This window comes from Citrobacter sp. Cpo012, from assembly GCF_030333015.1.
Classification (GTDB): domain Bacteria; phylum Pseudomonadota; class Gammaproteobacteria; order Enterobacterales; family Enterobacteriaceae; genus Citrobacter; species Citrobacter portucalensis.
This window is the reverse complement of record NZ_JAOWGR010000042.1, coordinates 224,259-244,901: the sequence shown is the minus strand read 5'-3', so window position 1 is coordinate 244,901 and position 20,643 is coordinate 224,259. Positions and strand designations below refer to the sequence as shown.

The following is a 20,643-nucleotide window of genomic DNA, read 5'->3' as shown; positions in this document are numbered from 1 at the left end:
AATAGCATGAAAAGAGGGTAAAAGGCTTGTTGGCCGGATAGGGCGTTACGCCACCATCCGGCACTCTGAGGTTATGAGCGGTTTAATCCTGACGCAGTACGTTGTGACCATAGGCCAGCAGCGCATCGGTGACGTTGCGCATCATGCGGCTTTCCGGTGCAAAACGGTGCCAGTACAGCATCCGGCGCTGGAACAGGCCCGGTGTTAAGTCGATAAGCTCGCCGCTTTCCAGTTCTTTCTCAATCTGCAAGTGGGGGATCATGCAGCAGGTCGTTCCCTGACGCGCCAATTGAACAAAGGCTTCAGACGAGTTAACGATATGGCACGGCACGCTGCCCGGTGGCAGGTCGAAGTTTTGTTGCAGGAACGCCTGGTGCATATCATCAAGATGGTCAAACGCTACCGCTGGGGCTTTCAGCAGGGCCGAGCGGGTGACGCCGTTAGGGAAATAGCGCTCGGCGAAAGGTTTAGAGCCAACAAACAGGTAGTCCAGCGCGCCGAGTTTATCCACCAGACAGCTTGGCAGCGCCTGATGCTGAATACTCACCGCACCGACCACCTCACCACGACGTAGACGCTCCTGAGTGCGCGTTTCATCCTCAACCTGCAGGTTCAGCCGAATCGGCGAATTGGCCAGTACCGGAGCCAGCGCAGGAAGTAACCAGGTCGCCAGACTGTCGGCGTTCACCGCCAGTGAGAGCAGCAGTGGCGTCGAGCCGGTTTGTTCATCACCCAGCCACTCGTCTTCCAGCAGTTCAACCTGACGCAAAAGCGCCAGTAGTTTCTGCCCCTGTTCGGTTGGGCGTGGTGGTACGGTACGCACCAGCAGCGGTTGTCCGAACATATTCTCAAGCTGTTTTATGCGCTGTGAAACCGCGGATTGCGTGATGCACAGCTTTTGCGCCGCGCGCTCAAATCCTCGTTCACGAATAACCGCATCCAGTGCTTGTAGTGTTCTGTAGTCCGGACGTTTCATTGCTTTGACGCACTCCTGAAAATTTTGCTTGTTCTGCACTATGACACAAATTTAGGTTGGGTAAAGACGAAATCCGCCGCTTGCGAGCGGGTGTGGGGACATTTTTCTGCACAATGTTCTATAATGCGCGTGAATTTTCCCACCATATTCACACCACAGGCGAAACGATCATGACGCAGGATGAACTGAAAAAAGCAGTAGGATGGGCGGCACTTCAGTATGTACAGCCCGGTACCATTGTGGGCGTAGGTACAGGTTCAACAGCCGCACACTTTATTGATGCGCTGGGCACAATGAAAGGTCAGATTGAAGGTGCGGTATCCAGTTCGGACGCTTCAACCGAAAAACTCAAAAGCCTCGGTATCCACGTGTTCGATCTTAACGAAGTGGACAGCCTCGGCGTATACGTTGACGGCGCGGATGAAATCAACGGCCACATGCAGATGATCAAGGGCGGCGGCGCAGCGTTGACCCGTGAAAAAATTATTGCTTCCGTGGCGAAGAAATTTATCTGCATTGCCGACGCGTCCAAAGAAGTCGATATTCTCGGTAACTTCCCGCTGCCGGTTGAAGTGATCCCAATGGCGCGCAGCGCTGTGGCTCGCCAGTTGGTGAAGCTGGGCGGTCGTCCTGAATACCGTCAGGGCGTAGTGACGGACAATGGTAACGTGATCCTTGATGTACACGGTCTGGAGATCCTCGATGCCATCGCGATGGAAAACGCCATCAATGCGATTCCGGGCGTGGTAACCGTCGGTCTGTTTGCCAACCGTGGTGCGGATGTTGCGCTGATCGGTACGCCAGACGGCGTGAAAACTATCGTAAAATGATCTGACGGGAGTGTCTTCTCCCGTTAAAAAAATTTTGGCAGGGCAAATTTGGTGACTTGTGTCACGTTTATAATATTGTCCTGCCGATCTCTCCAAAGAAAAAGTTATCGCCAGTATTTTCCTCTGACATTTCTCTCTGAATGACATTTCTTCAGCACGGCGACGCAAACGTTCATATTGCCGCAATATTATTTTTTGATATGTTGAAGAGACGGATGAAAATCCCACACACAACACATCAGTTTGAACAAAAAAAGACAGGGTCGGGGAAATGGCAAAGGTATCACTGGAGAAAGATAAGATTAAATTTCTGCTGGTTGAAGGCGTGCATCAAAAAGCGCTCGAAAGCCTTCGTGCAGCAGGTTATACCAACATCGAGTTTCATAAAGGCGCTCTGGACACTGAACAACTGAAAGAGTCCATCCGTGATGCCCACTTCATTGGCCTGCGATCCCGTACCCATCTGACTGAAGATGTGATTGACGCCGCAGAGAAACTGGTCGCGATTGGCTGCTTCTGTATCGGCACCAACCAGGTTGATCTCAGCGCTGCGGCAAAGCGCGGTATCCCCGTGTTTAACGCACCATTCTCTAACACGCGTTCCGTTGCGGAACTGGTGATTGGCGAACTGCTGCTGCTGCTACGCGGCGTACCCGAAGCTAACGCCAAAGCACACCGCGGCGTGTGGAATAAACTGGCTACCGGCTCGTTTGAAGCGCGTGGCAAAAAACTGGGGATCATCGGTTATGGTCACATTGGTACTCAGCTAGGCATTCTGGCGGAATCGCTGGGGATGCACGTCTATTTCTATGATATTGAAAATAAACTCCCGCTCGGCAACGCCACGCAGGTGCAGCATCTTTCCGACCTGCTCAATATGAGCGACGTGGTCAGTTTGCACGTACCGGAAAATGCCTCCACCAAAAATCTGATGGGCGCGCGTGAGATTGCGTTGATGAAACCAGGCGCGCTGCTGATTAACGCCGCACGCGGTACAGTTGTTGATATTCCTGCGCTGTGCGACGCGTTAGCGACCAAGCACCTGGCAGGGGCAGCAATCGACGTATTCCCAACCGAGCCGGCAACCAACAGCGATCCTTTCACTTCGCCGCTGTGTGATTTCGACAACGTGATCCTGACGCCGCACATTGGTGGTTCAACGCTGGAAGCACAGGAAAACATCGGTCTGGAAGTGGCTGGGAAACTGACCAAGTATTCCGACAACGGCTCTACGCTGTCTGCTGTTAACTTCCCGGAAGTTTCGCTGCCGCTGCACGGCGGTCGTCGTCTGATGCACATTCACGAAAACCGTCCGGGCGTACTGACTGCGCTGAACCAGATTTTTGCCGAGCAGGGCGTCAACATTGCCGCGCAGTATCTGCAGACTTCCGCACAGGTAGGTTACGTGGTTATTGATATTGAAGCGGATGAAGATGTGGCAGAGAAAGCGCTGCTGGCGATGAAAGCCCTTCCGGGAACCATTCGCGCTCGTCTGCTGTACTGATTTCCTCTACATGGGCAGGCGATGACCTGCCCATCTTTCCTCTGATTTCCCGGCCTCAAAATCTCTTCCTGTCACGCATACATTCTGTTTTCGAGCCTTGCCGCAATTGGTAAAAAAGCTACCACTCCCAGATTTTGGACGGCGTCACCACCGCAGGCAGCGGGATATCCCATTCTTCGACAGGTAGCTTTTCCACTCGCTGACAATCGTGCGCGTAGCCTACGGGCTGGATCTTATGCTGCTGCCAGTTTTGAAGCGTCCGATCGTAAAATCCGCCGCCCATACCCAGGCGTTGCCCGACCTCATCAAACGCCACTAACGGCGTAATCAGTACATCCAGCTGTGAGAGCGGCAATACGTCACGTACATCAAGTCGTGGTTCCTGGATCTTTAAGCGATTGGTTACCAGGTCGCTGTGCGGATGATAATGCAGGAACAGCAGGTTGCCAGGGCTGAAGGGATGAAGAACCGGAAGATAGACGCGCTTGCCCGCTCGCCACAGCTGATCTATTAGCGGCTGGGTATCGAGTTCGCCATCGAACGAGAGGAATACCGCCACGGTATGAGCGAGTACAACAGGGGGAAAGCTGAGCATTCGGGTTGCGGCTTGCTGACCGTATTGTCGTTGCTGTTCGGAGGTAAGCGCGCGACGACGCTGCCGAATCAGTTGACGGATTTCATGCCGGGATAAAGGGAGTTCTGAAAGTAATGTCATGGCTGTTGCCAGGTAGAAGGGAATCTCCGAGATGCCGCCGCAGGCTGTAACCCTTGAACCCTTGGTTCAAGGTGAATGCGTCGTCACAGTTTTAAGGCTTCTCGGACGGGCCGAGCATGCTCACCAACCGTGGAGCGCCACATTCTTGTGGTATGAAATATCGGCTCAGGGGACTGGCCCGCTTGCAAACATCTCAGAGAAATTTTGTCTTCACGGTCACTCTACCACAGTAAACCGAAAAGTGTTATTCAAAGTTTTGGCCCGTTTTTTCGGTTATGCGACCCTGATCAAGCAACGCCTGTTCGATGGTCTGTTGTAGCATCCGAATACGTTGTTCCATGCTCGCCGCGTACTCACGCGTCTTCGCTTTTTCCTGAGTTAATTCATAGCTGATGTTCAACGCGGCGATGAAAACCAACTGCTCAGTATTTGTGACTCTAGTGCGAACTTTCAGATCTTGCAATCGCTGATTGAGATCGTCCGCAGCCTGATTCAACGCATCCCTTTGTTCAGGCGGGCAATTCACTCGCAGTGAACGGCCAAATATTTGGATATCGACGGGTTGTGCAGACATGCCACCTTCCTGCTGATTGACTGCGCTGCCTTCGTCTCCAGACCGTGGGTCCGCGAAGGGGCGACACTATAGCTACCCTGGTATCAAGATACAAGCCCTTTTCTGGTCCACCAGGGTCCAAAGTGGTAGCATACCATGAATATTCCTCCCTTTGATGACGAATGCTTATGTCTATACAGAACGAAATGCCTGGTTACAACGAAGTTAGCCAGTTTTTGAACCAACAAGGGGCTGGATTAACCCCGGCCGAAATGCACGGCTTGATAAGCGGAATGATTTGCGGCGGAAACAACGACAGCTCATGGCAGCCGCTGCTGCACGACCTGACGAACGAAGGTCTGGCCTTTGGTCACGAGCTGGCTCAGGCGCTGCTGAAAATGCACTCTGCCACCAGTGATGCCCTCGAAGACGACGGCTTCCTTTTTCAGCTTTATCTGCCTGAAGGGGATGACGTCAGCGTGTTCGATCGCGCCGATGCGCTGGCGGGATGGGTAAACCACTTTTTACTGGGCCTTGGCGTCACGCAGCCGAAGCTCGACAAAGTGACCGGCGAAACCGGGGAAGCGATTGACGACCTGCGCAATATCGCTCAGTTGGGATATGACGAAGACGAAGATCAGGAAGAGCTGGAAATGTCGCTCGAAGAGATCATCGAATACGTGCGCGTAGCCGCCTTGCTGTGCCATGACACGTTTACGCGTCAGCAGCCGACCGCGCCGGAAGTCCGTAAACCGACTCTGCACTAAGAACGAAACGCAAAGGAGAGTGTGATGAGCGAGATATCTCAGCAAGAATTCCAGCGTCGTCGCCAGGCTTTACTGGCACAAATGCAGCCCGGCAGCGCCGCGCTGATTTTTGCCGCACCGGAAGCGACGCGTAGTGCGGACAGTGAATACCCTTACCGCCAAAGCAGTGATTTCTGGTACTTCACCGGTTTTAACGAACCTGAAGCCGTGCTGGTGCTGATTAAAAGTGATGACACTCATAACCACAGCGTTTTGTTCAATCGGGTTCGCGATCTGACGGCGGAGATCTGGTTTGGCCGCCGTCTGGGCCAGGATGCTGCCCCGGCAAAACTTGGCGTTGACCGGGCGCTGGCCTTCAGTGAAATCAATCAACAGCTGTATTTGCTGCTCAATGGTCTGGACGCGGTATACCACGCCCAGGGCGAGTATGCCTGGGCCGACGAGATTGTGTGCACGGCGCTGGATAAACTGCGCAAAGGCTCCAGACAAAATCTGCACGCGCCTGCCGCGATTATCGACTGGCGTCCGATGGTGCATGAAATGCGCCTGTTCAAATCACCGGAAGAAATTGCGGTCATGCGTCGTGCCGGAGAAATCACCGCACTGGCGCATACCCGCGCGATGGAAAAATGCCGTCCAGGAATGTTTGAATACCAGTTAGAAGGGGAGATTCACCATGAATTTACCCGTCATGGCGCGCGTTATCCGTCCTATAACACGATTGTCGGCAGCGGTGAAAACGGCTGTATCCTGCATTACACCGAAAATGAAAGTGAAATGCGCGATGGCGATCTGGTGCTAATCGACGCTGGATGCGAATACAAAGGCTATGCGGGTGACATTACGCGTACCTTCCCGGTAAACGGTAAATTTACCCCAGCGCAGCGTGAAATCTACGATATCGTACTGGAATCCTTAGAGACCAGCCTGCGTCTGTATCGTCCCGGAACGTCCATTCAGGAAGTCACTGGCGAAGTGGTGCGTATCATGATTACGGGCCTGGTGAAGCTTGGCATTCTGCACGGTGATGTCGATCAGTTGATTACCGAAAATGCGCACCGCCCATTCTTTATGCATGGTCTAAGTCACTGGCTGGGTCTGGATGTGCACGACGTCGGCGTTTATGGTCAGGACCGCTCACGTATTCTTGAGCCGGGAATGGTACTCACCGTCGAACCGGGACTGTATATCGCACCGGATGCCGATGTACCACCGGCCTATCGTGGTATCGGTATTCGTATTGAGGATGACATCCTCATCACCGAGGACGGCAATGAAAACCTGACCGCCAGCGTAGTGAAGAAAGCTGATGACATTGAAGCCTTAATGGCTGCGGCGCGACTGCAATGAGCGTGATTATCGTTGGTGGTGGTATGGTTGGCGCGACGCTGGCGCTGGCCATTTCCCAGCTCAGTCATGGGACTCTGCCGGTTCATCTGATAGAAGCGAGCGAACCTGAAACTGACCGCCATCCCGGGTTTGACGCCCGGGCGATCGCGCTGGCGGCAGGTACCTGCCAACAGCTGGCGCGAATTGGCGTATGGCAGGCGATTGCCGATTGCGCAACGGCCATTAAAACGGTTCACGTCAGCGATCGCGGCCATGCCGGATTTGTGACGCTGGATGCGCAGGAATACCGTATTCCGGCTCTGGGCCAGGTGGTAGAACTGCACGACGTCGGGCTGCGTCTGTTTGCGCTGCTGCGCAAAGCACCGGGCGTCACATTGCACTGCCCCGACCGCGTAGCCAGCGTGTCGCGCACGCAGGAGCACGTTGAAGTGACGCTGGAGAATGGCGAGATGATTACCGGTCGCCTGCTGGTGGCTGCTGACGGCACGCGTTCCGCACTGGCGACTGCCTGCGGTGTTGACTGGCTGCAACAGCCTTATGAGCAACTGGCGGTGATTGCCAACGTCACGACCTCTGTACCGCACGATGGGCGAGCGTTTGAACGCTTCACGCAATATGGCCCGCTGGCAATGCTGCCAATGTCTGACGGTCGCTGCTCGCTGGTGTGGTGCCATCCGCTGGAGCAGCGTGATGAGATCATGGCCTGGTCCGACGAACAGTTTTGCCGTGAACTGCAAACCGCATTTGGCTGGCGACTGGGACGTATTACCCAGGCTGGTAAACGCAGCGCTTATCCGCTTTCGTTAACTACGGCGCTGAAAGCGATTACCCATCGTACCGTGCTGGTAGGGAACGCCGCCCAGACGCTGCATCCCATTGCCGGGCAAGGTTTCAACCTTGGCCTGCGCGATGTAATGAGCCTTGCTGAGACGTTGACGCAGGCGCAGAACGGCACGGAAGATGTGGGTGATTATGCGGTGCTGGCACGCTATCAGCAGCGCCGCGAGCGCGATCGCGAGACGACGATTGGTGTGACCAACAATTTAGTGTATTTGTTTGCCAATCACTGGGCCCCGCTGGTTGTTGGGCGCAATGTCGGGTTGATGGCGATGGAATTATTCACCCCTGCGCGCGATGCGCTGGCGGAGCGGACCCTGGGTTGGGTTGCACGATAAATATGACCTGTAGGCCGGATAAGGCAACGCCGACATCCGGCAAGGGTCCCCGCAAAAATGCCTGATGGCGCTGCGCTTATCAGGCCTACGGATTACAGGTTTCGAGGTACAAACAGTGCAAAGTGTTGATGTAGCAATTGTTGGTGGCGGCATGGTGGGGCTGGCGGTTGCCTGCGGCCTGCAGGGCAGTGGGTTGCGCATTGCTGTATTAGAACAACATGTTCCGCAGCCGTTGGCGGCGGATGCACCTCCTCAGCTTCGCGTTTCGGCCATTAATGCAGCCAGCGAAAAACTGCTTACCCGTCTTGGCGTCTGGTCCGACATTGTTGCTCGTCGCGCTTGCTGCTACCACGGCATGGAAGTCTGGGACAAAGACAGCTTTGGACGTATTGCGTTTGATGACCAGAGCATGGGCTACAGCCATTTGGGTCACATCGTTGAAAACTCAGAAATCCATTATGCGCTGTGGCAAAAGGCGCAGCGTTCAGCGGATATTACGCTGATGGCGCCAGCTGAAATTCAGCAGGTGGCCTGGGGCGAGAACGAGGCATTTCTGAGCCTCAAAGATGGCGCAATGCTGACGGCGCGTCTGGTCGTCGGTGCCGATGGTGCTAATTCCTGGCTGCGCAATAAAGCGGACATTCCGCTCACCTTCTGGGACTACCGTCATCATGCGCTGGTGGCGACTATCCGTACGCAGGAAGCTCACGGTGCGGTTGCGCGTCAGGCGTTTCATGGCGAGGGGATCCTGGCATTCCTGCCACTTAGCGATCCACACCTGTGTTCTATCGTCTGGTCGCTCTCGCCGCAGGAAGCAGAACGTATGCAGCAGGCAAGCGTTGACGAGTTTAATCAGGCGCTGAATATCGCTTTTGATAATCGTCTGGGGCTGTGCAGCCTTGAAAGCGAACGTCAGGCGTTTCCGCTGACGGGACGTTATGCTCGCCAGTTCGCGGCCCATCGTCTGGCGCTGGTGGGGGATGCGGCGCATACCATCCACCCGCTGGCGGGTCAGGGGGTTAACCTGGGCTTTATGGATGCGGCAGAGCTGATCGATGAACTTAAGCGGCTACAGCGTCAGGGCAAAGATATTGGGCAGTATCTCTATTTACGCCGCTACGAGCGCAGCCGTAAGCACAGCGCAGCGCTGATGCTGGCGGGGATGCAGGGTTTCCGTGAACTGTTTGCAGGCGAGAATCCGGCGAAAAAACTGCTACGCGATATTGGGCTGAAACTGGCCGATACCCTCCCGGGCGTAAAACCACAACTCATCCGTCAGGCGATGGGACTGAACGATCTTCCCGAGTGGTTACGTTAGTGTCCGTAAGGACAATCTTAAGAGTTTGAGACCCGTCACACTTTCCTCTCCCGGCCTTCGCGCCGGGGTGCTTCTCTCATTTGAAATAATCTAATTCCACGCCTTTTTTCGCATTAGTTTTTCTAATATTACGTTTTTTTCATAACGCCATTTTTGACATTTTTTCCACATTTAATGTGGATTGTTGCTGTATTTTTGCGCTTATATTTGTTTGTTGTTCTGATTGATTGCTATATGTATGGAGTTTTATTCTGTTGGCGATCTTGCTGTTTTTCGCCATAAGCTAATGTGATGGTTAATTTTGACTTATGGTTTAGCGTCTGTTTCGGTGGTAAGTTCAGGACAAAGAGAACGTTTGCGTCGTAGCCCCTGGAGCGGCTGCGGTGCTGGGTTTCGTGGCGAAAATTTCACCGCGAAAGAGTTGGTAGCCCCGCTTATTCAACGAGGAAAAGATGGCTCAACAGACTCCTTTGTACGAACAACACACGCTATGTGGCGCGCGCATGGTCGATTTCCATGGCTGGATGATGCCACTGCATTACGGTTCTCAGCTCGATGAACACCATGCTGTTCGCACCGACGCCGGAATGTTTGATGTGTCGCATATGACCATCGTCGACCTACGCGGTAGCCGCACCCGGGAGTTCTTGCGTTATCTGCTGGCAAACGACGTTGCGAAGCTAACGAAATCGGGTAAAGCCCTCTACTCCGGGATGCTCAACGCTTCGGGCGGCGTGATAGATGACCTGATTGTCTACTACTTCACTGAAGATTTCTTCCGCCTCGTTGTAAACTCCGCCACCCGCGAAAAAGACCTATCCTGGATTACCCAACACGCTGAACCTTACGCCATCGACATCACCGTTCGTGACGACCTGTCGCTGATTGCGGTGCAGGGGCCAAACGCGCAGGAAAAAGCAGCCACGTTGTTTACTGACGAACAGCGCCATGCGGTAGAAGGTATGAAGCCGTTCTTTGGCGTTCAGGCGGGTGATTTGTTTATCGCAACCACCGGTTATACCGGCGAAGCAGGCTATGAAATCGCCATGCCGAATGAAAAAGCGGCTGATTTCTGGCGTGCGCTGGTACAAGCAGGCGTCAAACCTTGTGGTCTCGGCGCGCGCGACACCCTGCGTCTGGAAGCGGGTATGAACCTGTATGGCCAGGAGATGGACGAAGGTATTTCTCCGCTGGCGGCCAACATGGGCTGGACCATCGCGTGGGAACCGGCTGACCGCGACTTTATTGGTCGTGAAGCGCTGGAAATGCAGCGTGAAAAAGGCCACGAACAGCTGGTCGGGCTGGTGATGACTGAGAAGGGCGTGCTGCGTAATGAACTGCCGGTGCGTTTCACCGATGCTTCTGGCAACCAGCATGAAGGCATTATCACCAGTGGCACATTCTCCCCAACCCTGGGTTACAGCATCGCGTTGGCGCGCGTGCCTGCGGGTATCGGTGAGACAGCGATCGTACAGATCCGTAACCGTGAAATGCCGGTAAAAGTGACTAAACCTGTTTTTGTGCGTAACGGCAAAGCCGTCGCGTAATTCATCCTTTTTTGGAGATTGATTGATGAGCAACGTACCTGCAGAACTGAAATACAGCAAAGAACACGAATGGCTGCGCAAAGAAGCTGACGGCTCTTACACCGTTGGTATCACCGAACACGCTCAGGAGCTGTTAGGTGACATGGTTTTCGTTGACCTGCCAGAAGTTGGCGCCACCGTCAGCGCGGGCGATGATTGCGCCGTTGCGGAGTCCGTAAAAGCGGCATCCGATATCTATGCGCCAGTAGGCGGTGAGATTGTTGCGGTTAACGATGCGCTCAGCGACTCCCCGGAACTGGTCAACAGCGAACCGTATGCGGGCGGCTGGATTTTCAAAATCAAAGCCAGCGATGAAAGCGAAATTGAATCGCTGTTGGATGCCACTGCGTACGAGGCATTACTGGAAGACGAATAAGATTGTGCCGGATGGCACTGCGTTTATCCGGCCTACGGTTTTATGTAGGCCCGGTAAGCGTCAGCGCCACCGGGCAATTGAGTTAGAGACAATCACGATTCACTGCACGTTTCAGGAACCATCGCCCATGACACAGACGTTAAGCCAGCTTGAAAACAGCGGCGCTTTCATTGAACGCCACATCGGACCGGACGCCGCGCAGCAGCAAGAGATGCTGAATGCGGTTGGCGCCGAGTCGTTAAACGCGCTGATCGGCCAGATTGTGCCGAAAGACATTCAGCTCGCAACCCCGCCACAGGTTGGCGAGGCGGCGACCGAATACGCTGCGCTGGCTGAATTAAAAGCCATCGCCGGGCGTAACAAGCGCTTCACGTCCTACATTGGCATGGGCTACACCGCCGTGCAGTTGCCACCGGTTATTCTGCGTAACATGCTGGAAAACCCAGGCTGGTACACCGCATATACGCCGTATCAGCCGGAAGTCTCCCAGGGACGACTGGAAGCTCTTCTGAACTTCCAACAGGTCACACTGGACCTGACGGGGCTGGATATGGCTTCCGCTTCTCTGCTGGATGAAGCCACTGCGGCTGCTGAAGCCATGGCGATGGCCAAACGTGTCAGCAAACTGAAAAATGCCAACCGTTTCTTTGTGGCGGCTGATGTTCACCCGCAAACGCTGGACGTGGTTCGCACCCGTGCAGAAACCTTTGGCTTTGACGTCATTGTTGATGACGCGGCGAAAGCACTGGATCACCAGGATGTGTTTGGCGTGCTGTTGCAGCAGGTTGGCACCACCGGTGAAGTGCACGACTACAGCAAACTGATTGCCGAGCTGAAATCCCGTAAAGTTGTGGTCAGTGTCGCTGCCGACTTTATGGCGCTGGTACTGCTGACTGCACCGGGCAAACAGGGCGCGGATATTGTTTTCGGCTCTGCGCAACGCTTCGGCGTACCGATGGGTTACGGCGGCCCACACGCGGCATTCTTCGCCGCTAAAGACGAATTCAAACGCTCCATGCCAGGCCGTATTATCGGCGTATCGAAAGATGCGGCGGGCAATACCGCACTGCGCATGGCGATGCAGACTCGCGAGCAGCATATCCGCCGTGAGAAAGCGAACTCCAACATTTGTACCTCGCAGGTTCTGCTGGCCAACATCGCCAGCCTGTATGCCGTTTATCATGGTCCGGTTGGCCTGAAACGTATCGCTAATCGCATCCACCGCCTGACTGATATTCTGGCGGCCGGTTTGCAGCAGAAAGGGCTGAAGCTGCGCCATGCGCACTACTTCGACACTCTGTGTGTTGAAGTGGCCGACAAAGCGGCTGTTCTGGCGCGTGCCGAAGCGGCAGAAATCAACCTGCGTAGCGATATCCATAACGCGGTAGGTATTACGCTCGATGAAACCACCACCCGTGAAAACGTGGTGCAGTTGTTCAATGTTCTGCTGGGCGACAGCCACGGTTTGAATATCGATACGCTGGATAAAGATGTGGCGCTCGACAGCCGTTCCATTCAGGACAGCATGCTGCGTGACGATGCGATCCTCAGCCATCCGGTGTTTAATCGCTATCACAGCGAAACCGAGATGATGCGCTACATGCACTCGCTGGAGCGCAAAGATCTGGCGCTGAACCAGGCAATGATCCCGCTGGGTTCTTGCACCATGAAGCTGAATGCTGCCGCCGAGATGATCCCTATCACCTGGCCGGAATTCGCTGAACTTCACCCGTTCTGCCCGCCAGAGCAGGCAGAAGGTTATCACCAGATGATCGGCCAGCTTTCCGAGTGGCTGGTAAAACTGACCGGTTATGACGCCGTCTGCATGCAGCCGAACTCTGGCGCGCAGGGCGAGTATGCGGGTCTGCTGGCGATTCGTCACTATCACGAAAGCCGTAACGAAGGCCATCGCGATATCTGTCTGATCCCGGCTTCTGCCCACGGTACCAACCCGGCATCCGCACAGATGGCGGGGATGCAGGTTGTGGTTGTCGCGTGTGATAAGAACGGCAACATCGACCTGGACGATCTGCGAGCAAAAGCAGAACAACATGCTGCGAATCTCTCCTGCATCATGGTGACCTATCCGTCTACTCACGGCGTGTATGAAGAAACGATCCGTGAAGTGTGCGACGTTGTGCACCAGTTTGGCGGCCAGGTTTACCTCGATGGCGCGAACATGAACGCTCAGGTTGGGATCACTACGCCGGGCTTTATCGGCGCAGATGTCTCGCACCTCAACCTGCATAAAACATTCTGCATTCCGCACGGCGGCGGCGGCCCAGGTATGGGACCGATTGGCGTCAAATCACATCTGGCACCGTTCGTACCGGGTCACAGCGTAGTGCAGATTGAAGGAATGCTCACCCGTCAGGGCGCAGTTTCTGCGGCGCCGTTCGGTAGTGCATCCATTCTGCCGATCAGCTGGATGTACATCCGTATGATGGGTGCAGAAGGTCTGAAGCAGGCAAGCCAGGTGGCTATCCTTAACGCTAACTACATTGCCAGCCGTCTGAAAGATGCTTATCCGGTGCTGTATACCGGTCGCGACGGTCGCGTGGCGCATGAATGCATTCTCGATATTCGCCCACTGAAAGAAGAGACTGGCATCAGCGAACTGGATATTGCCAAGCGTCTGATCGATTACGGTTTCCATGCGCCGACCATGTCATTCCCGGTCGCGGGTACCCTGATGGTTGAACCGACTGAATCTGAAAGCAAAGTGGAACTTGATCGCTTTATCAATGCGATGCTGGCAATCCGCGCTGAAATCGATCGCGTGAAAGCCGGTGAATGGTCACTGGAAGATAACCCGCTGGTTAACTCACCGCACACGCAAAACGAGCTGGTCGCGGAGTGGAATCACGGTTATAGCCGCGAAATCGCCGTCTTCCCGGCTGGTGTGGCGAACAAATACTGGCCGACCGTGAAACGCCTTGATGATGTTTACGGTGACCGTAACCTGTTCTGCTCCTGCGTGCCGATGAGCGAATATCAGTAACTTTTCCGCGCAGTAAAGCTTTTGTAGGCCGGGTAAGGCGAAGTCGCCTCCCGGCTTTTTCATATCTGGAGGTATCCATGGGAATCGCACTGGTTACTGGCGGCAGTCGCGGCATCGGGCGGGCAACCGCGCTGCAGTTAGCGCAAGAGGGTTACACGGTTGCGGTTAACTTTCATCACAATATCCGTGCGGCAACGGAGGGGGTGAATACTATTGTCGCTGCCGGGGGAAAGGCGTTTGCTCTACGGGCTGATATCAGCAATGAAAGCCAGGTTGTGGCAATGTTTGAATGCATTGACCGCGAAGGGGAACCACTGACCGCGTTAGTGAATAATGCCGGGATTTTGTTTGAACAGAGCACGGTGGAAAGCTTAACCGCCGAAAGAATTAACCGCGTGCTGGCGACCAATGTTACCGGCTATTTTTTGTGTTGTCGGGAAGCGGTAAAGCGCATGTCGTTCAAACACGGAGGGCAAGGCGGGGCGATTGTGAATGTGTCTTCGGCGGCATCGCGGCTTGGTGCGCCATTCGAATATGTTGATTACGCGGCCTCAAAAGGCGCTGTGGACACGCTCACCACCGGCCTTGCGCTGGAGGTTGCGGCGCAAGGGATCCGCGTAAACTGCGTGCGACCTGGTCTTATCTACACTGAAATGCACGCTTCAGGCGGCGAGCCGGGAAGGGTCGATCGCGTGAAATCGATGTTGCCTATGCAGCGCGGAGGACAACCGGAGGAGGTCGCGCAGGCGATTACCTGGCTGCTGAGCGAGAAGGCGTCGTACGTAACGGGCAGTTTTCTGGAACTGGCTGGCGGGAAGTAGGATTTAATCGCCGGATGGCGCTATGCTTATCCGGCCTACGGGAATTTAATCTGTAGGCTGGATAAGGCGTATACGCCGCCATCCGGCAAAAAATCAAAGTTTCTCGCCGTTGCTGGCAATCACCGCTTTGTACCAGTTAAAACTTTTCTTGCGTGAACGCGACATATCGCCGGTGCCGTCGTCGTGTTTGTTCACGTAGATAAAGCCGTAGCGCTTGCTGTACTGACCGGTGGTGAACGAGACACAGTCGATGCAGCCCCACGGCGTGTAGCCCATCAGGTCTACGCCATCATAGGTTACCGCTTTCATCATCTCTTCAACGTGGGCGCGCAAATAGTCGATGCGATAGTCGTCGTTGATGCTGCCGTCTTCTTCCACTTTGTCGTAGGCACCAAATCCGTTTTCTACGATAAATAGCGGTTTCTGATAGCGCTCATACAGTTCGCATAAGGCGTAACGCAGACCGACCGGATCAATCTGCCAGCCCCAGTCGGACGCTTTTACGTGCGGGTTCGGTACGCTGCCCTCAAAACCAGAAATGGCATCGCCGCTGCCGCCTTCCGCTTTTACCGCGTTGGTCATGTAGTAACTGAATCCGAGATAGTCACAGGTGCCTTCACGCAGGATTTGCTCATCTCCAGCTTCCATTCGGATGTTGAATTCGCGGCGTACCCACTCGTTCAGTACATATGATGGATAGTAGCCGCGCAGTTGAACGTCGGTGAAAACGTAGCGCTCACGCATCGATTCCTGCGCGAACATCACATCTTCAGGCTTACAGGAGAACGGGTACAGCGGCACCATCGCCAGCATGCAGCCGACTTTCATTTCCGGGTTGATGCGACGTGCGGCTTTCACTGCCAGAGCGCTGGCCACGAACTGGTGATGCAGCACCTGGTACATGGTTTCTTCCGGGTTTTCATGCTCGGTATACACCACGCCGGAGCAGCAATAACCAAACAGCGGTGCGCGCCAGTTGCGCTGGTTGTTGATCTCGTTAAAGGTCATCCAGTATTTGACCTTGTGCTTGTAGCGCTCAAAAACGACTTCAGCAAATCGGACAAAGAAATCGACGACTTTACGATTGGTCCAGCTACCGTATTGTTGAACCAGGTGCAGCGGCATTTCAAAGTGGGAAAGGGTGATAACCGGTTCGATGTTGTACTTCAGCAGTTCATCGAACATGTCGTCGTAGAACTTTAGCCCTTCTTCATTCGGCTGGCTTTCGTCCCCTTTGGGGAAGATACGGGTCCAGGCGATTGAGGTACGGAAGCATTTGAAGCCCATCTCGGCAAACAGCTTGATGTCTTCTTTGTAATGACCGTAAAAATCGACGGCTTCGTGGTTGGGGTAGTACTTACCGGGCTCAACTTCCTGAGTGATTTCTCGCGGAACGCCGTGCGCACCACCGGTCAGTACATCGCAAATGCTGGGGCCTTTGCCACCTTTGTTCCAGCCGCCTTCAACCTGGTGCGCCGCAACCGCGCCACCCCATAAAAAATCTTTCGGTAAGGTAAGTTTTTTCATCTGCGCTCAGTCTCAAATTAATACAATCTGATTTTGAGTCTAACAAAGGAAAGATAAATGTCACGATATAACAAAATAGCGCTAATGTGATTTGTTACATCCCAAAAACAGATTGTTTTTTTACGCTATTCTTTTCGCCAACTTGCGGCCGAGTGATTCCAGAATATAAATAACAGGGATCTGCGTGGTTATATCGTATACCCCGGCAATGCGTGTCTGTGGAACGTGCCAGGAGAGATTAAAGTCAGCCAATTTGGCCAGCCGCGAATGTTCATGACTGGTGACAGACAGAACCTTACAGTTATGCAGGCTGAACTGGCTGGCAAAGCGCAGGATCTCTTCTGTTTCACCGGAAACAGAAAGCACGATCGCCAGCGCGTTTCTGGCCATGTCATTCGTTACCGGGAAATAAGGATCATCAATGTGATTACTGAATTTTCCAACGTTTGAGAAAAAACGTGCGCCATATTTGGCTAAGGCTCCGGATGTTCCCGCTCCGACGAATATAATACGTTCGGAAGATAATATAATATCAACAGCCTGATCGAGCAGGTTATCGAACTCATCATTATTAACGCCTTTAAAGAAGCTGATAATTTCGCTGGCACCGAAATTAGCCTGTTGCGGTTCATTCTGCTCTAAATATAATTTGAAGCGCACGCGAAATTCTGAGTAACCTTCACACTTAAGCTTGCGGCAAAAGCGCAGTACGGTGGTAGTGGAAACACCCACGGCATCGGCCAGTTCGCGAATGGTCATGTACATGACTTTGTCACGGTTTTTGATGACATAGTTGTAGACCAGCATCTCAAGATTGTTGAGACTGGCGATGGCAGCGTGGGAGAACATACTCACAATGGCAAAACTCACTCATCAGACTTCATCTACAGGGAATAATAACATGCAGCCAAATGACATCACTTTTTTTCAGCGTTTCCAGGATGACATTCTGGCCGGACGCAAGACCATCACTATTCGTGACGAGTCTGAATCACACTTCAAAGCCGGGGACATTTTACGGGTTGGGCGCTTCGAAGATGACGGTTACTTCTGCACGATTGAGGTTGTTGGCACCTCAACCGTCACGCTGGATACGCTGACGGATAAACATGCCCAGCAGGAAAACATGACGCTTGAAGAACTTAAACGTGTCATTGCCGAGATTTACCCGGATCAGACGCAATTTTATGTGATTGATTTTAAATGTCTTTGATTTTAATGGTACGCATGTTAGCTGAAATTTAAAAACTAACACCATGATTTTTATTGATAAATATTTATCTGGTAATTATTTTAGCTAACAGGTGTTCACTGGAACCATTCTCAGTTACGCTAGAGGAGCAATCACGATAGTGTTCGTTTCTCGGGAGTAAGTTATGGTTCAGAAGCCATTAATCGCGCAGGGATATTCGCTGGCAGAGGAAATAGCCAACAGCATCAGTCACGGTATCGGGCTGGTGTTTGGGATTGTCGGACTGGTGTTGTTGCTGGTTCAGGCAGTGGATACCAATGCCAGCGCTATGGCGATTACCAGCTATAGCCTGTACGGCGGCAGCATGATCCTGCTGTTCCTCGCCTCAACCTTGTATCACGCGATCCCCCATCAGAGAGCGAAAGCCTGGCTGAAAAAATTCGACCACTGTGCGATTTATCTGCTGATTGCCGGGACCTATACGCCATTTCTGCTGGTGGGGCTTGATTCGCCGCTGGCTCGTGGGTTGATGATTGTTATCTGGAGCCTGGCGCTGCTCGGTATTTTATTCAAACTGACCATCGCACACCGGTTTAAAATTCTGTCGCTGGTGACTTACCTGACAATGGGCTGGCTTTCGCTGATTGTGGTGTATCAACTGGCGGTGAAGTTGGCGGCGGGAGGCGTGACGTTGCTGGCTGTTGGCGGTGTGGTGTATTCGCTGGGCGTAATTTTCTACGTCTGTAAGCGTATTCCTTATAACCATGCGATCTGGCACGGTTTTGTGCTGGGCGGCAGCGTTTGCCACTTCCTGGCGATCTATCTGTACGTGGGGCAACACGCATAGATTCAGTGCAACCCCGGGGGCGGCGTAAACGCCTCGCCCGGGCTGTATTTTGTTGGCCGGACGAGGCAATGCCGCAATCCGGCGGCCTGTGCCGAATGGCCTAATGGCGCTGCGCTTATCAGGCCTACCAATTACTCTTCGTTTAACGAATATGGCAGCGGTACGATACGCAGCGTTTTTGCGTCGTCACGGACGCGGAACACGCTGTCGGCCTCCATGTCGTTATTCATCACAACCTGCACCAGTACCTGACCATCGGCCAGTTGTACTGCGGCAAGTACGGTACCAGTACGACGCCAGTTCTCGCCCATTTTTAATTCAAGGTCTTCGCCAGCTTCCGGTACTCGACCGGCGGCACCCGCCAAAGTCCACATGGCGCGTTTGTTGGCTCCGCGGAATTTTGCACGAGCCACCATTTCCTGACCGGTGTAGCAGCCTTTTTTAAAGCTGATCCCGCCCAGAGCCTGCAGATTGGTAGCCTGTGGAATAAACTGTGCACTGTTGGCTGTATCAATAACGGGGATACCCGCTTCGATATCCAGCGCCAGCCACTGCTGGCTGTTATTTAACTCTGCTTCGCCACGCAGCTTTTCAACCAAGGTTTCTGCTGTGGTGGCATCAACGATCAGCAGAAAACGTTCGGCAGGGTGTTCGAACCACAATACCGTGGAGGCACCTTCGGTAATGACCTGCTTATCACTGTTCGGTAATTCGCTGAAGATATTGGCCAGCGCTGCACGTGCCTGGAATCCCGCTACGCCCAGCAGGACGCGCTCGTCGTCTGGGGCGATCGCCACCTTCGAGAAGACCGCGTATTTTTTCAGCTCAGTGAGCTGCGCATCACGCAGGCTACGGCGCTCAAGCCATGCAAAACCGTCACCCTGGCGGAACAGACGCAGGTTGCTCCACATTTTACCTTTGGCGTCACAATGTGCAGCCAACAGGTGCTGATGCTCGGTCATCTGGCTGACATCCGCCGTGACCTGACCCTGAATATACTTCTCACTGTCGACACCGGTGATGGTGGCGAGCGCCCAGTCATCGAGCGTCATTAGCGTCAGAGGTAAACGCGTTGACGCAAAAGGCTGGCGAGGAGGAAAAGATGTAAAAGCCATAATAATGTCCTGATTTGCTTAACGCAGTGATGATGACTAATGGTAAAAGAGCTATGGCCCATTGCAAGCGGTTTAAACAGGCTATTTGTGCCATATATTGCGCTTTGCGAGGAGACATCCAAAATTGGTGAATCCTTTGGCTTAATAAGGTTTTATTTAGCGAGCGAGCTTCAGTTTACTGATATTCCCGTAAAAAGAGCGGGAAAAACACGTTACAATAGCGGGATACTTCGTTTTCGCGAGACAGGGAGAAGAACATGGATATTAACAACAAAGCACGTATTCATTGGGCATGCCGCCGCGGTATGCGCGAGCTGGACATCTCGATCATGCCGTTTTTTGAACATGAATATGACAGCTTAAGTGACGAAGAAAAACGTATCTTTATCCGTCTGCTAGAATGTGATGATCCAGATTTATTTAACTGGTTGATGAATCATGGGAAACCAGCTGATGAGCAGCTGGAACAGATGGTGCGACTTATCCAGACACGGAATCGGGAACGTGGTCCAGTGGCAATCTGATTTACGCGTATCATGGCGCGCGCAGTGGCTTTCACTGCTAATTCATGGGCTGGTCGCGGTGTTTATTTTATTGATGCCCTGGCCATTGAGCTACACCCCATTATGGCTGGTTTTACTCTCTCTGGTAGTGTTCGATAGCGTTCGCAGTCAGCGTCGAATCAACGCCTGTCAGGGTGAGATTCGGCTATTGATGGATGGCCGTCTGCGCTGGCAAGGGCAAGAGTGGTCTATCGTTAACGCCCCCTGGATGGTTAAAACAGGCATGATGCTGCGTTTGCGATCTGATGCCGGAAAACGTCAACATTTGTGGCTGGCAGTAGACAGTATGGATGATGCAGAGTGGCGGGATTTACGGCGGTTGATGCTGCAAAAGGCGAAGCAAGGGTAACGCATGACACATGCCTGATGGCGCGCAGCTTGAAGGCCTACAGTTAGGTGCGTCATGCAGGCCGGATAACGCATTTAC

Annotated in this window: 20 protein-coding genes and 1 other RNA gene; 14 read left to right on the top strand and 7 right to left on the bottom strand. The window is 53.4% G+C overall.

Features of this window, described 5'->3' with window-relative positions:
* Nucleotides 1–82: 82 nt before the first annotated feature.
* On the bottom strand, nt 83–976 hold the full coding sequence (gene argP, locus OGX90_RS19375) for a DNA-binding transcriptional regulator ArgP (RefSeq protein WP_003825477.1): 894 nt from the start codon (nt 974–976) through the stop codon (nt 83–85).
* A gap of 170 nt (nt 977–1,146) precedes the next feature.
* Between argP and rpiA the strand changes: the two genes are divergently transcribed.
* Nucleotides 1,147–1,806 (top strand): ribose-5-phosphate isomerase RpiA, encoded by a 660-nt coding sequence (gene rpiA / locus OGX90_RS19370; protein WP_003825479.1) that lies wholly within the window; start codon nt 1,147–1,149, stop codon nt 1,804–1,806.
* A 271-nt stretch (nt 1,807–2,077) separates the two neighbouring features.
* Nucleotides 2,078–3,310: a phosphoglycerate dehydrogenase gene (gene serA, locus OGX90_RS19365; protein WP_003825480.1), complete on the top strand. Its 1,233-nt coding sequence runs from the start codon at nt 2,078–2,080 to the stop codon at nt 3,308–3,310.
* Nucleotides 3,311–3,428: 118 nt separating this feature from the next.
* Here the strand turns inward: serA and OGX90_RS19360 are convergent, their stop codons facing one another.
* The 3 genes from OGX90_RS19360 to zapA all read right to left on the bottom strand — a co-directional run bounded on the left by OGX90_RS19360 (nt 3,429) and on the right by zapA (nt 4,599).
* A complete protein-coding gene (locus tag OGX90_RS19360; RefSeq protein ID WP_100271935.1) occupies nt 3,429–4,025 on the bottom strand; it encodes a 5-formyltetrahydrofolate cyclo-ligase in 597 nt (198 codons plus the stop codon).
* 19 nt (nt 4,026–4,044) lie between these two features.
* Nucleotides 4,045–4,228, bottom strand: a non-coding RNA gene (ssrS, locus tag OGX90_RS19355) — 6S RNA.
* Between the two features lie 41 nt (nt 4,229–4,269).
* Complete coding sequence (zapA, locus tag OGX90_RS19350; protein WP_003026980.1) at nt 4,270–4,599, bottom strand: cell division protein ZapA; 330 nt, start codon at nt 4,597–4,599, stop codon at nt 4,270–4,272.
* 167 nt (nt 4,600–4,766) lie between these two features.
* On the opposite strand from zapA, the gene OGX90_RS19345 reads away from it, so the two are divergent.
* The 8 genes from OGX90_RS19345 to OGX90_RS19310 all read left to right on the top strand — a co-directional run bounded on the left by OGX90_RS19345 (nt 4,767) and on the right by OGX90_RS19310 (nt 14,972).
* Nucleotides 4,767–5,345 (top strand): YecA/YgfB family protein, encoded by a 579-nt coding sequence (locus OGX90_RS19345; RefSeq protein ID WP_003026978.1) that lies wholly within the window; start codon nt 4,767–4,769, stop codon nt 5,343–5,345.
* Nucleotides 5,346–5,369: 24 nt separating this feature from the next.
* A complete protein-coding gene (gene pepP, locus OGX90_RS19340) occupies nt 5,370–6,695 on the top strand; it encodes a Xaa-Pro aminopeptidase (protein WP_048215582.1) in 1,326 nt (441 codons plus the stop codon).
* On the top strand, nt 6,692–7,870 hold the full coding sequence (gene ubiH, locus OGX90_RS19335) for a 2-octaprenyl-6-methoxyphenyl hydroxylase (protein WP_174771099.1): 1,179 nt from the start codon (nt 6,692–6,694) through the stop codon (nt 7,868–7,870). Before pepP ends, ubiH begins: the two co-directional genes overlap by 4 nt.
* A 115-nt stretch (nt 7,871–7,985) precedes the next feature.
* On the top strand, nt 7,986–9,188 hold the full coding sequence (ubiI, locus tag OGX90_RS19330) for an FAD-dependent 2-octaprenylphenol hydroxylase (RefSeq protein ID WP_167820650.1): 1,203 nt from the start codon (nt 7,986–7,988) through the stop codon (nt 9,186–9,188).
* Nucleotides 9,189–9,640: 452 nt separating this feature from the next.
* The gene (gene gcvT, locus OGX90_RS19325) at nt 9,641–10,735 is read left to right on the top strand and encodes a glycine cleavage system aminomethyltransferase GcvT (protein WP_057067556.1); all 1,095 of its coding nucleotides are present in this window, start codon (nt 9,641–9,643) and stop codon (nt 10,733–10,735) included.
* A gap of 25 nt (nt 10,736–10,760) precedes the next feature.
* Nucleotides 10,761–11,150 carry a glycine cleavage system protein GcvH gene (gene gcvH / locus OGX90_RS19320; protein WP_003026965.1) on the top strand — a complete coding sequence of 130 codons (390 nt, stop codon included), beginning with the start codon at nt 10,761–10,763 and terminating at the stop codon, nt 11,148–11,150.
* 127 nt (nt 11,151–11,277) lie between these two features.
* Complete coding sequence (gene gcvP / locus OGX90_RS19315) at nt 11,278–14,151, top strand: aminomethyl-transferring glycine dehydrogenase (protein ID WP_003825499.1); 2,874 nt, start codon at nt 11,278–11,280, stop codon at nt 14,149–14,151.
* A gap of 77 nt (nt 14,152–14,228) precedes the next feature.
* On the top strand, nt 14,229–14,972 hold the full coding sequence (locus OGX90_RS19310) for an SDR family oxidoreductase (RefSeq protein WP_234692664.1): 744 nt from the start codon (nt 14,229–14,231) through the stop codon (nt 14,970–14,972).
* A gap of 93 nt (nt 14,973–15,065) precedes the next feature.
* On the opposite strand, the gene bglA is transcribed toward OGX90_RS19310, so the two are convergent.
* Nucleotides 15,066–16,499 (bottom strand): 6-phospho-beta-glucosidase BglA, encoded by a 1,434-nt coding sequence (bglA, locus tag OGX90_RS19305; protein WP_234692663.1) that lies wholly within the window; start codon nt 16,497–16,499, stop codon nt 15,066–15,068.
* Between the two features lie 120 nt (nt 16,500–16,619).
* Nucleotides 16,620–17,348: a MurR/RpiR family transcriptional regulator gene (locus OGX90_RS19300; protein WP_008785744.1), complete on the bottom strand. Its 729-nt coding sequence runs from the start codon at nt 17,346–17,348 to the stop codon at nt 16,620–16,622.
* Between the two features lie 52 nt (nt 17,349–17,400).
* Here OGX90_RS19300 and yqfB point away from each other — a divergent pair, with 52 nt between their 5' ends.
* Complete coding sequence (gene yqfB, locus OGX90_RS19295; RefSeq protein ID WP_008785743.1) at nt 17,401–17,712, top strand: N(4)-acetylcytidine aminohydrolase; 312 nt, start codon at nt 17,401–17,403, stop codon at nt 17,710–17,712.
* 163 nt (nt 17,713–17,875) lie between these two features.
* Complete coding sequence (gene trhA / locus OGX90_RS19290) at nt 17,876–18,538, top strand: PAQR family membrane homeostasis protein TrhA (RefSeq protein ID WP_234692662.1); 663 nt, start codon at nt 17,876–17,878, stop codon at nt 18,536–18,538.
* Nucleotides 18,539–18,669: 131 nt separating this feature from the next.
* Here trhA and ygfZ read toward each other — a convergent pair whose 3' ends face one another.
* On the bottom strand, nt 18,670–19,653 hold the full coding sequence (ygfZ, locus tag OGX90_RS19285; RefSeq protein ID WP_234692661.1) for a tRNA-modifying protein YgfZ: 984 nt from the start codon (nt 19,651–19,653) through the stop codon (nt 18,670–18,672).
* Between the two features lie 257 nt (nt 19,654–19,910).
* Between ygfZ and sdhE the strand changes: the two genes are divergently transcribed.
* Together sdhE and OGX90_RS19275 are read left to right on the top strand one after the other, a co-directional pair.
* Complete coding sequence (gene sdhE / locus OGX90_RS19280) at nt 19,911–20,177, top strand: FAD assembly factor SdhE (RefSeq protein ID WP_003825514.1); 267 nt, start codon at nt 19,911–19,913, stop codon at nt 20,175–20,177.
* Nucleotides 20,158–20,565 carry a protein YgfX gene (locus tag OGX90_RS19275; protein ID WP_234692660.1) on the top strand — a complete coding sequence of 136 codons (408 nt, stop codon included), beginning with the start codon at nt 20,158–20,160 and terminating at the stop codon, nt 20,563–20,565. The genes sdhE and OGX90_RS19275 overlap by 20 nt, the downstream gene beginning before the upstream one ends.
* Nucleotides 20,566–20,643 lie beyond the last annotated feature (78 nt).

Excerpts from the sequence above, each read along its gene's own strand:
- serA (WP_003825480.1), top strand. The coding sequence starts at position 2,078 with ATGGCAAAGGTATCACTGGAGAAAGATAAGATTAAATTTCTGCTGGTT.
- ygfZ (WP_234692661.1), bottom strand. The coding sequence starts at position 19,653 with ATGGCTTTTACATCTTTTCCTCCTCGCCAGCCTTTTGCGTCAACGCGT.
- OGX90_RS19300 (WP_008785744.1), bottom strand. The coding sequence starts at position 17,348 with ATGTTCTCCCACGCTGCCATCGCCAGTCTCAACAATCTTGAGATGCTG.
- ubiH (WP_174771099.1), top strand. The coding sequence starts at position 6,692 with ATGAGCGTGATTATCGTTGGTGGTGGTATGGTTGGCGCGACGCTGGCG.
- OGX90_RS19310 (WP_234692664.1), top strand. The coding sequence starts at position 14,229 with ATGGGAATCGCACTGGTTACTGGCGGCAGTCGCGGCATCGGGCGGGCA.
- gcvT (WP_057067556.1), top strand. The coding sequence starts at position 9,641 with ATGGCTCAACAGACTCCTTTGTACGAACAACACACGCTATGTGGCGCG.
- zapA (WP_003026980.1), bottom strand. The coding sequence starts at position 4,599 with ATGTCTGCACAACCCGTCGATATCCAAATATTTGGCCGTTCACTGCGA.
- gcvP (WP_003825499.1), top strand. The coding sequence starts at position 11,278 with ATGACACAGACGTTAAGCCAGCTTGAAAACAGCGGCGCTTTCATTGAA.
- trhA (WP_234692662.1), top strand. The coding sequence starts at position 17,876 with ATGGTTCAGAAGCCATTAATCGCGCAGGGATATTCGCTGGCAGAGGAA.
- rpiA (WP_003825479.1), top strand. The coding sequence starts at position 1,147 with ATGACGCAGGATGAACTGAAAAAAGCAGTAGGATGGGCGGCACTTCAG.
- pepP (WP_048215582.1), top strand. The coding sequence starts at position 5,370 with ATGAGCGAGATATCTCAGCAAGAATTCCAGCGTCGTCGCCAGGCTTTA.
- gcvH (WP_003026965.1), top strand. The coding sequence starts at position 10,761 with ATGAGCAACGTACCTGCAGAACTGAAATACAGCAAAGAACACGAATGG.
- bglA (WP_234692663.1), bottom strand. The coding sequence starts at position 16,499 with ATGAAAAAACTTACCTTACCGAAAGATTTTTTATGGGGTGGCGCGGTT.
- yqfB (WP_008785743.1), top strand. The coding sequence starts at position 17,401 with ATGCAGCCAAATGACATCACTTTTTTTCAGCGTTTCCAGGATGACATT.
- OGX90_RS19360 (WP_100271935.1), bottom strand. The coding sequence starts at position 4,025 with ATGACATTACTTTCAGAACTCCCTTTATCCCGGCATGAAATCCGTCAA.
- OGX90_RS19345 (WP_003026978.1), top strand. The coding sequence starts at position 4,767 with ATGTCTATACAGAACGAAATGCCTGGTTACAACGAAGTTAGCCAGTTT.
- argP (WP_003825477.1), bottom strand. The coding sequence starts at position 976 with ATGAAACGTCCGGACTACAGAACACTACAAGCACTGGATGCGGTTATT.
- sdhE (WP_003825514.1), top strand. The coding sequence starts at position 19,911 with ATGGATATTAACAACAAAGCACGTATTCATTGGGCATGCCGCCGCGGT.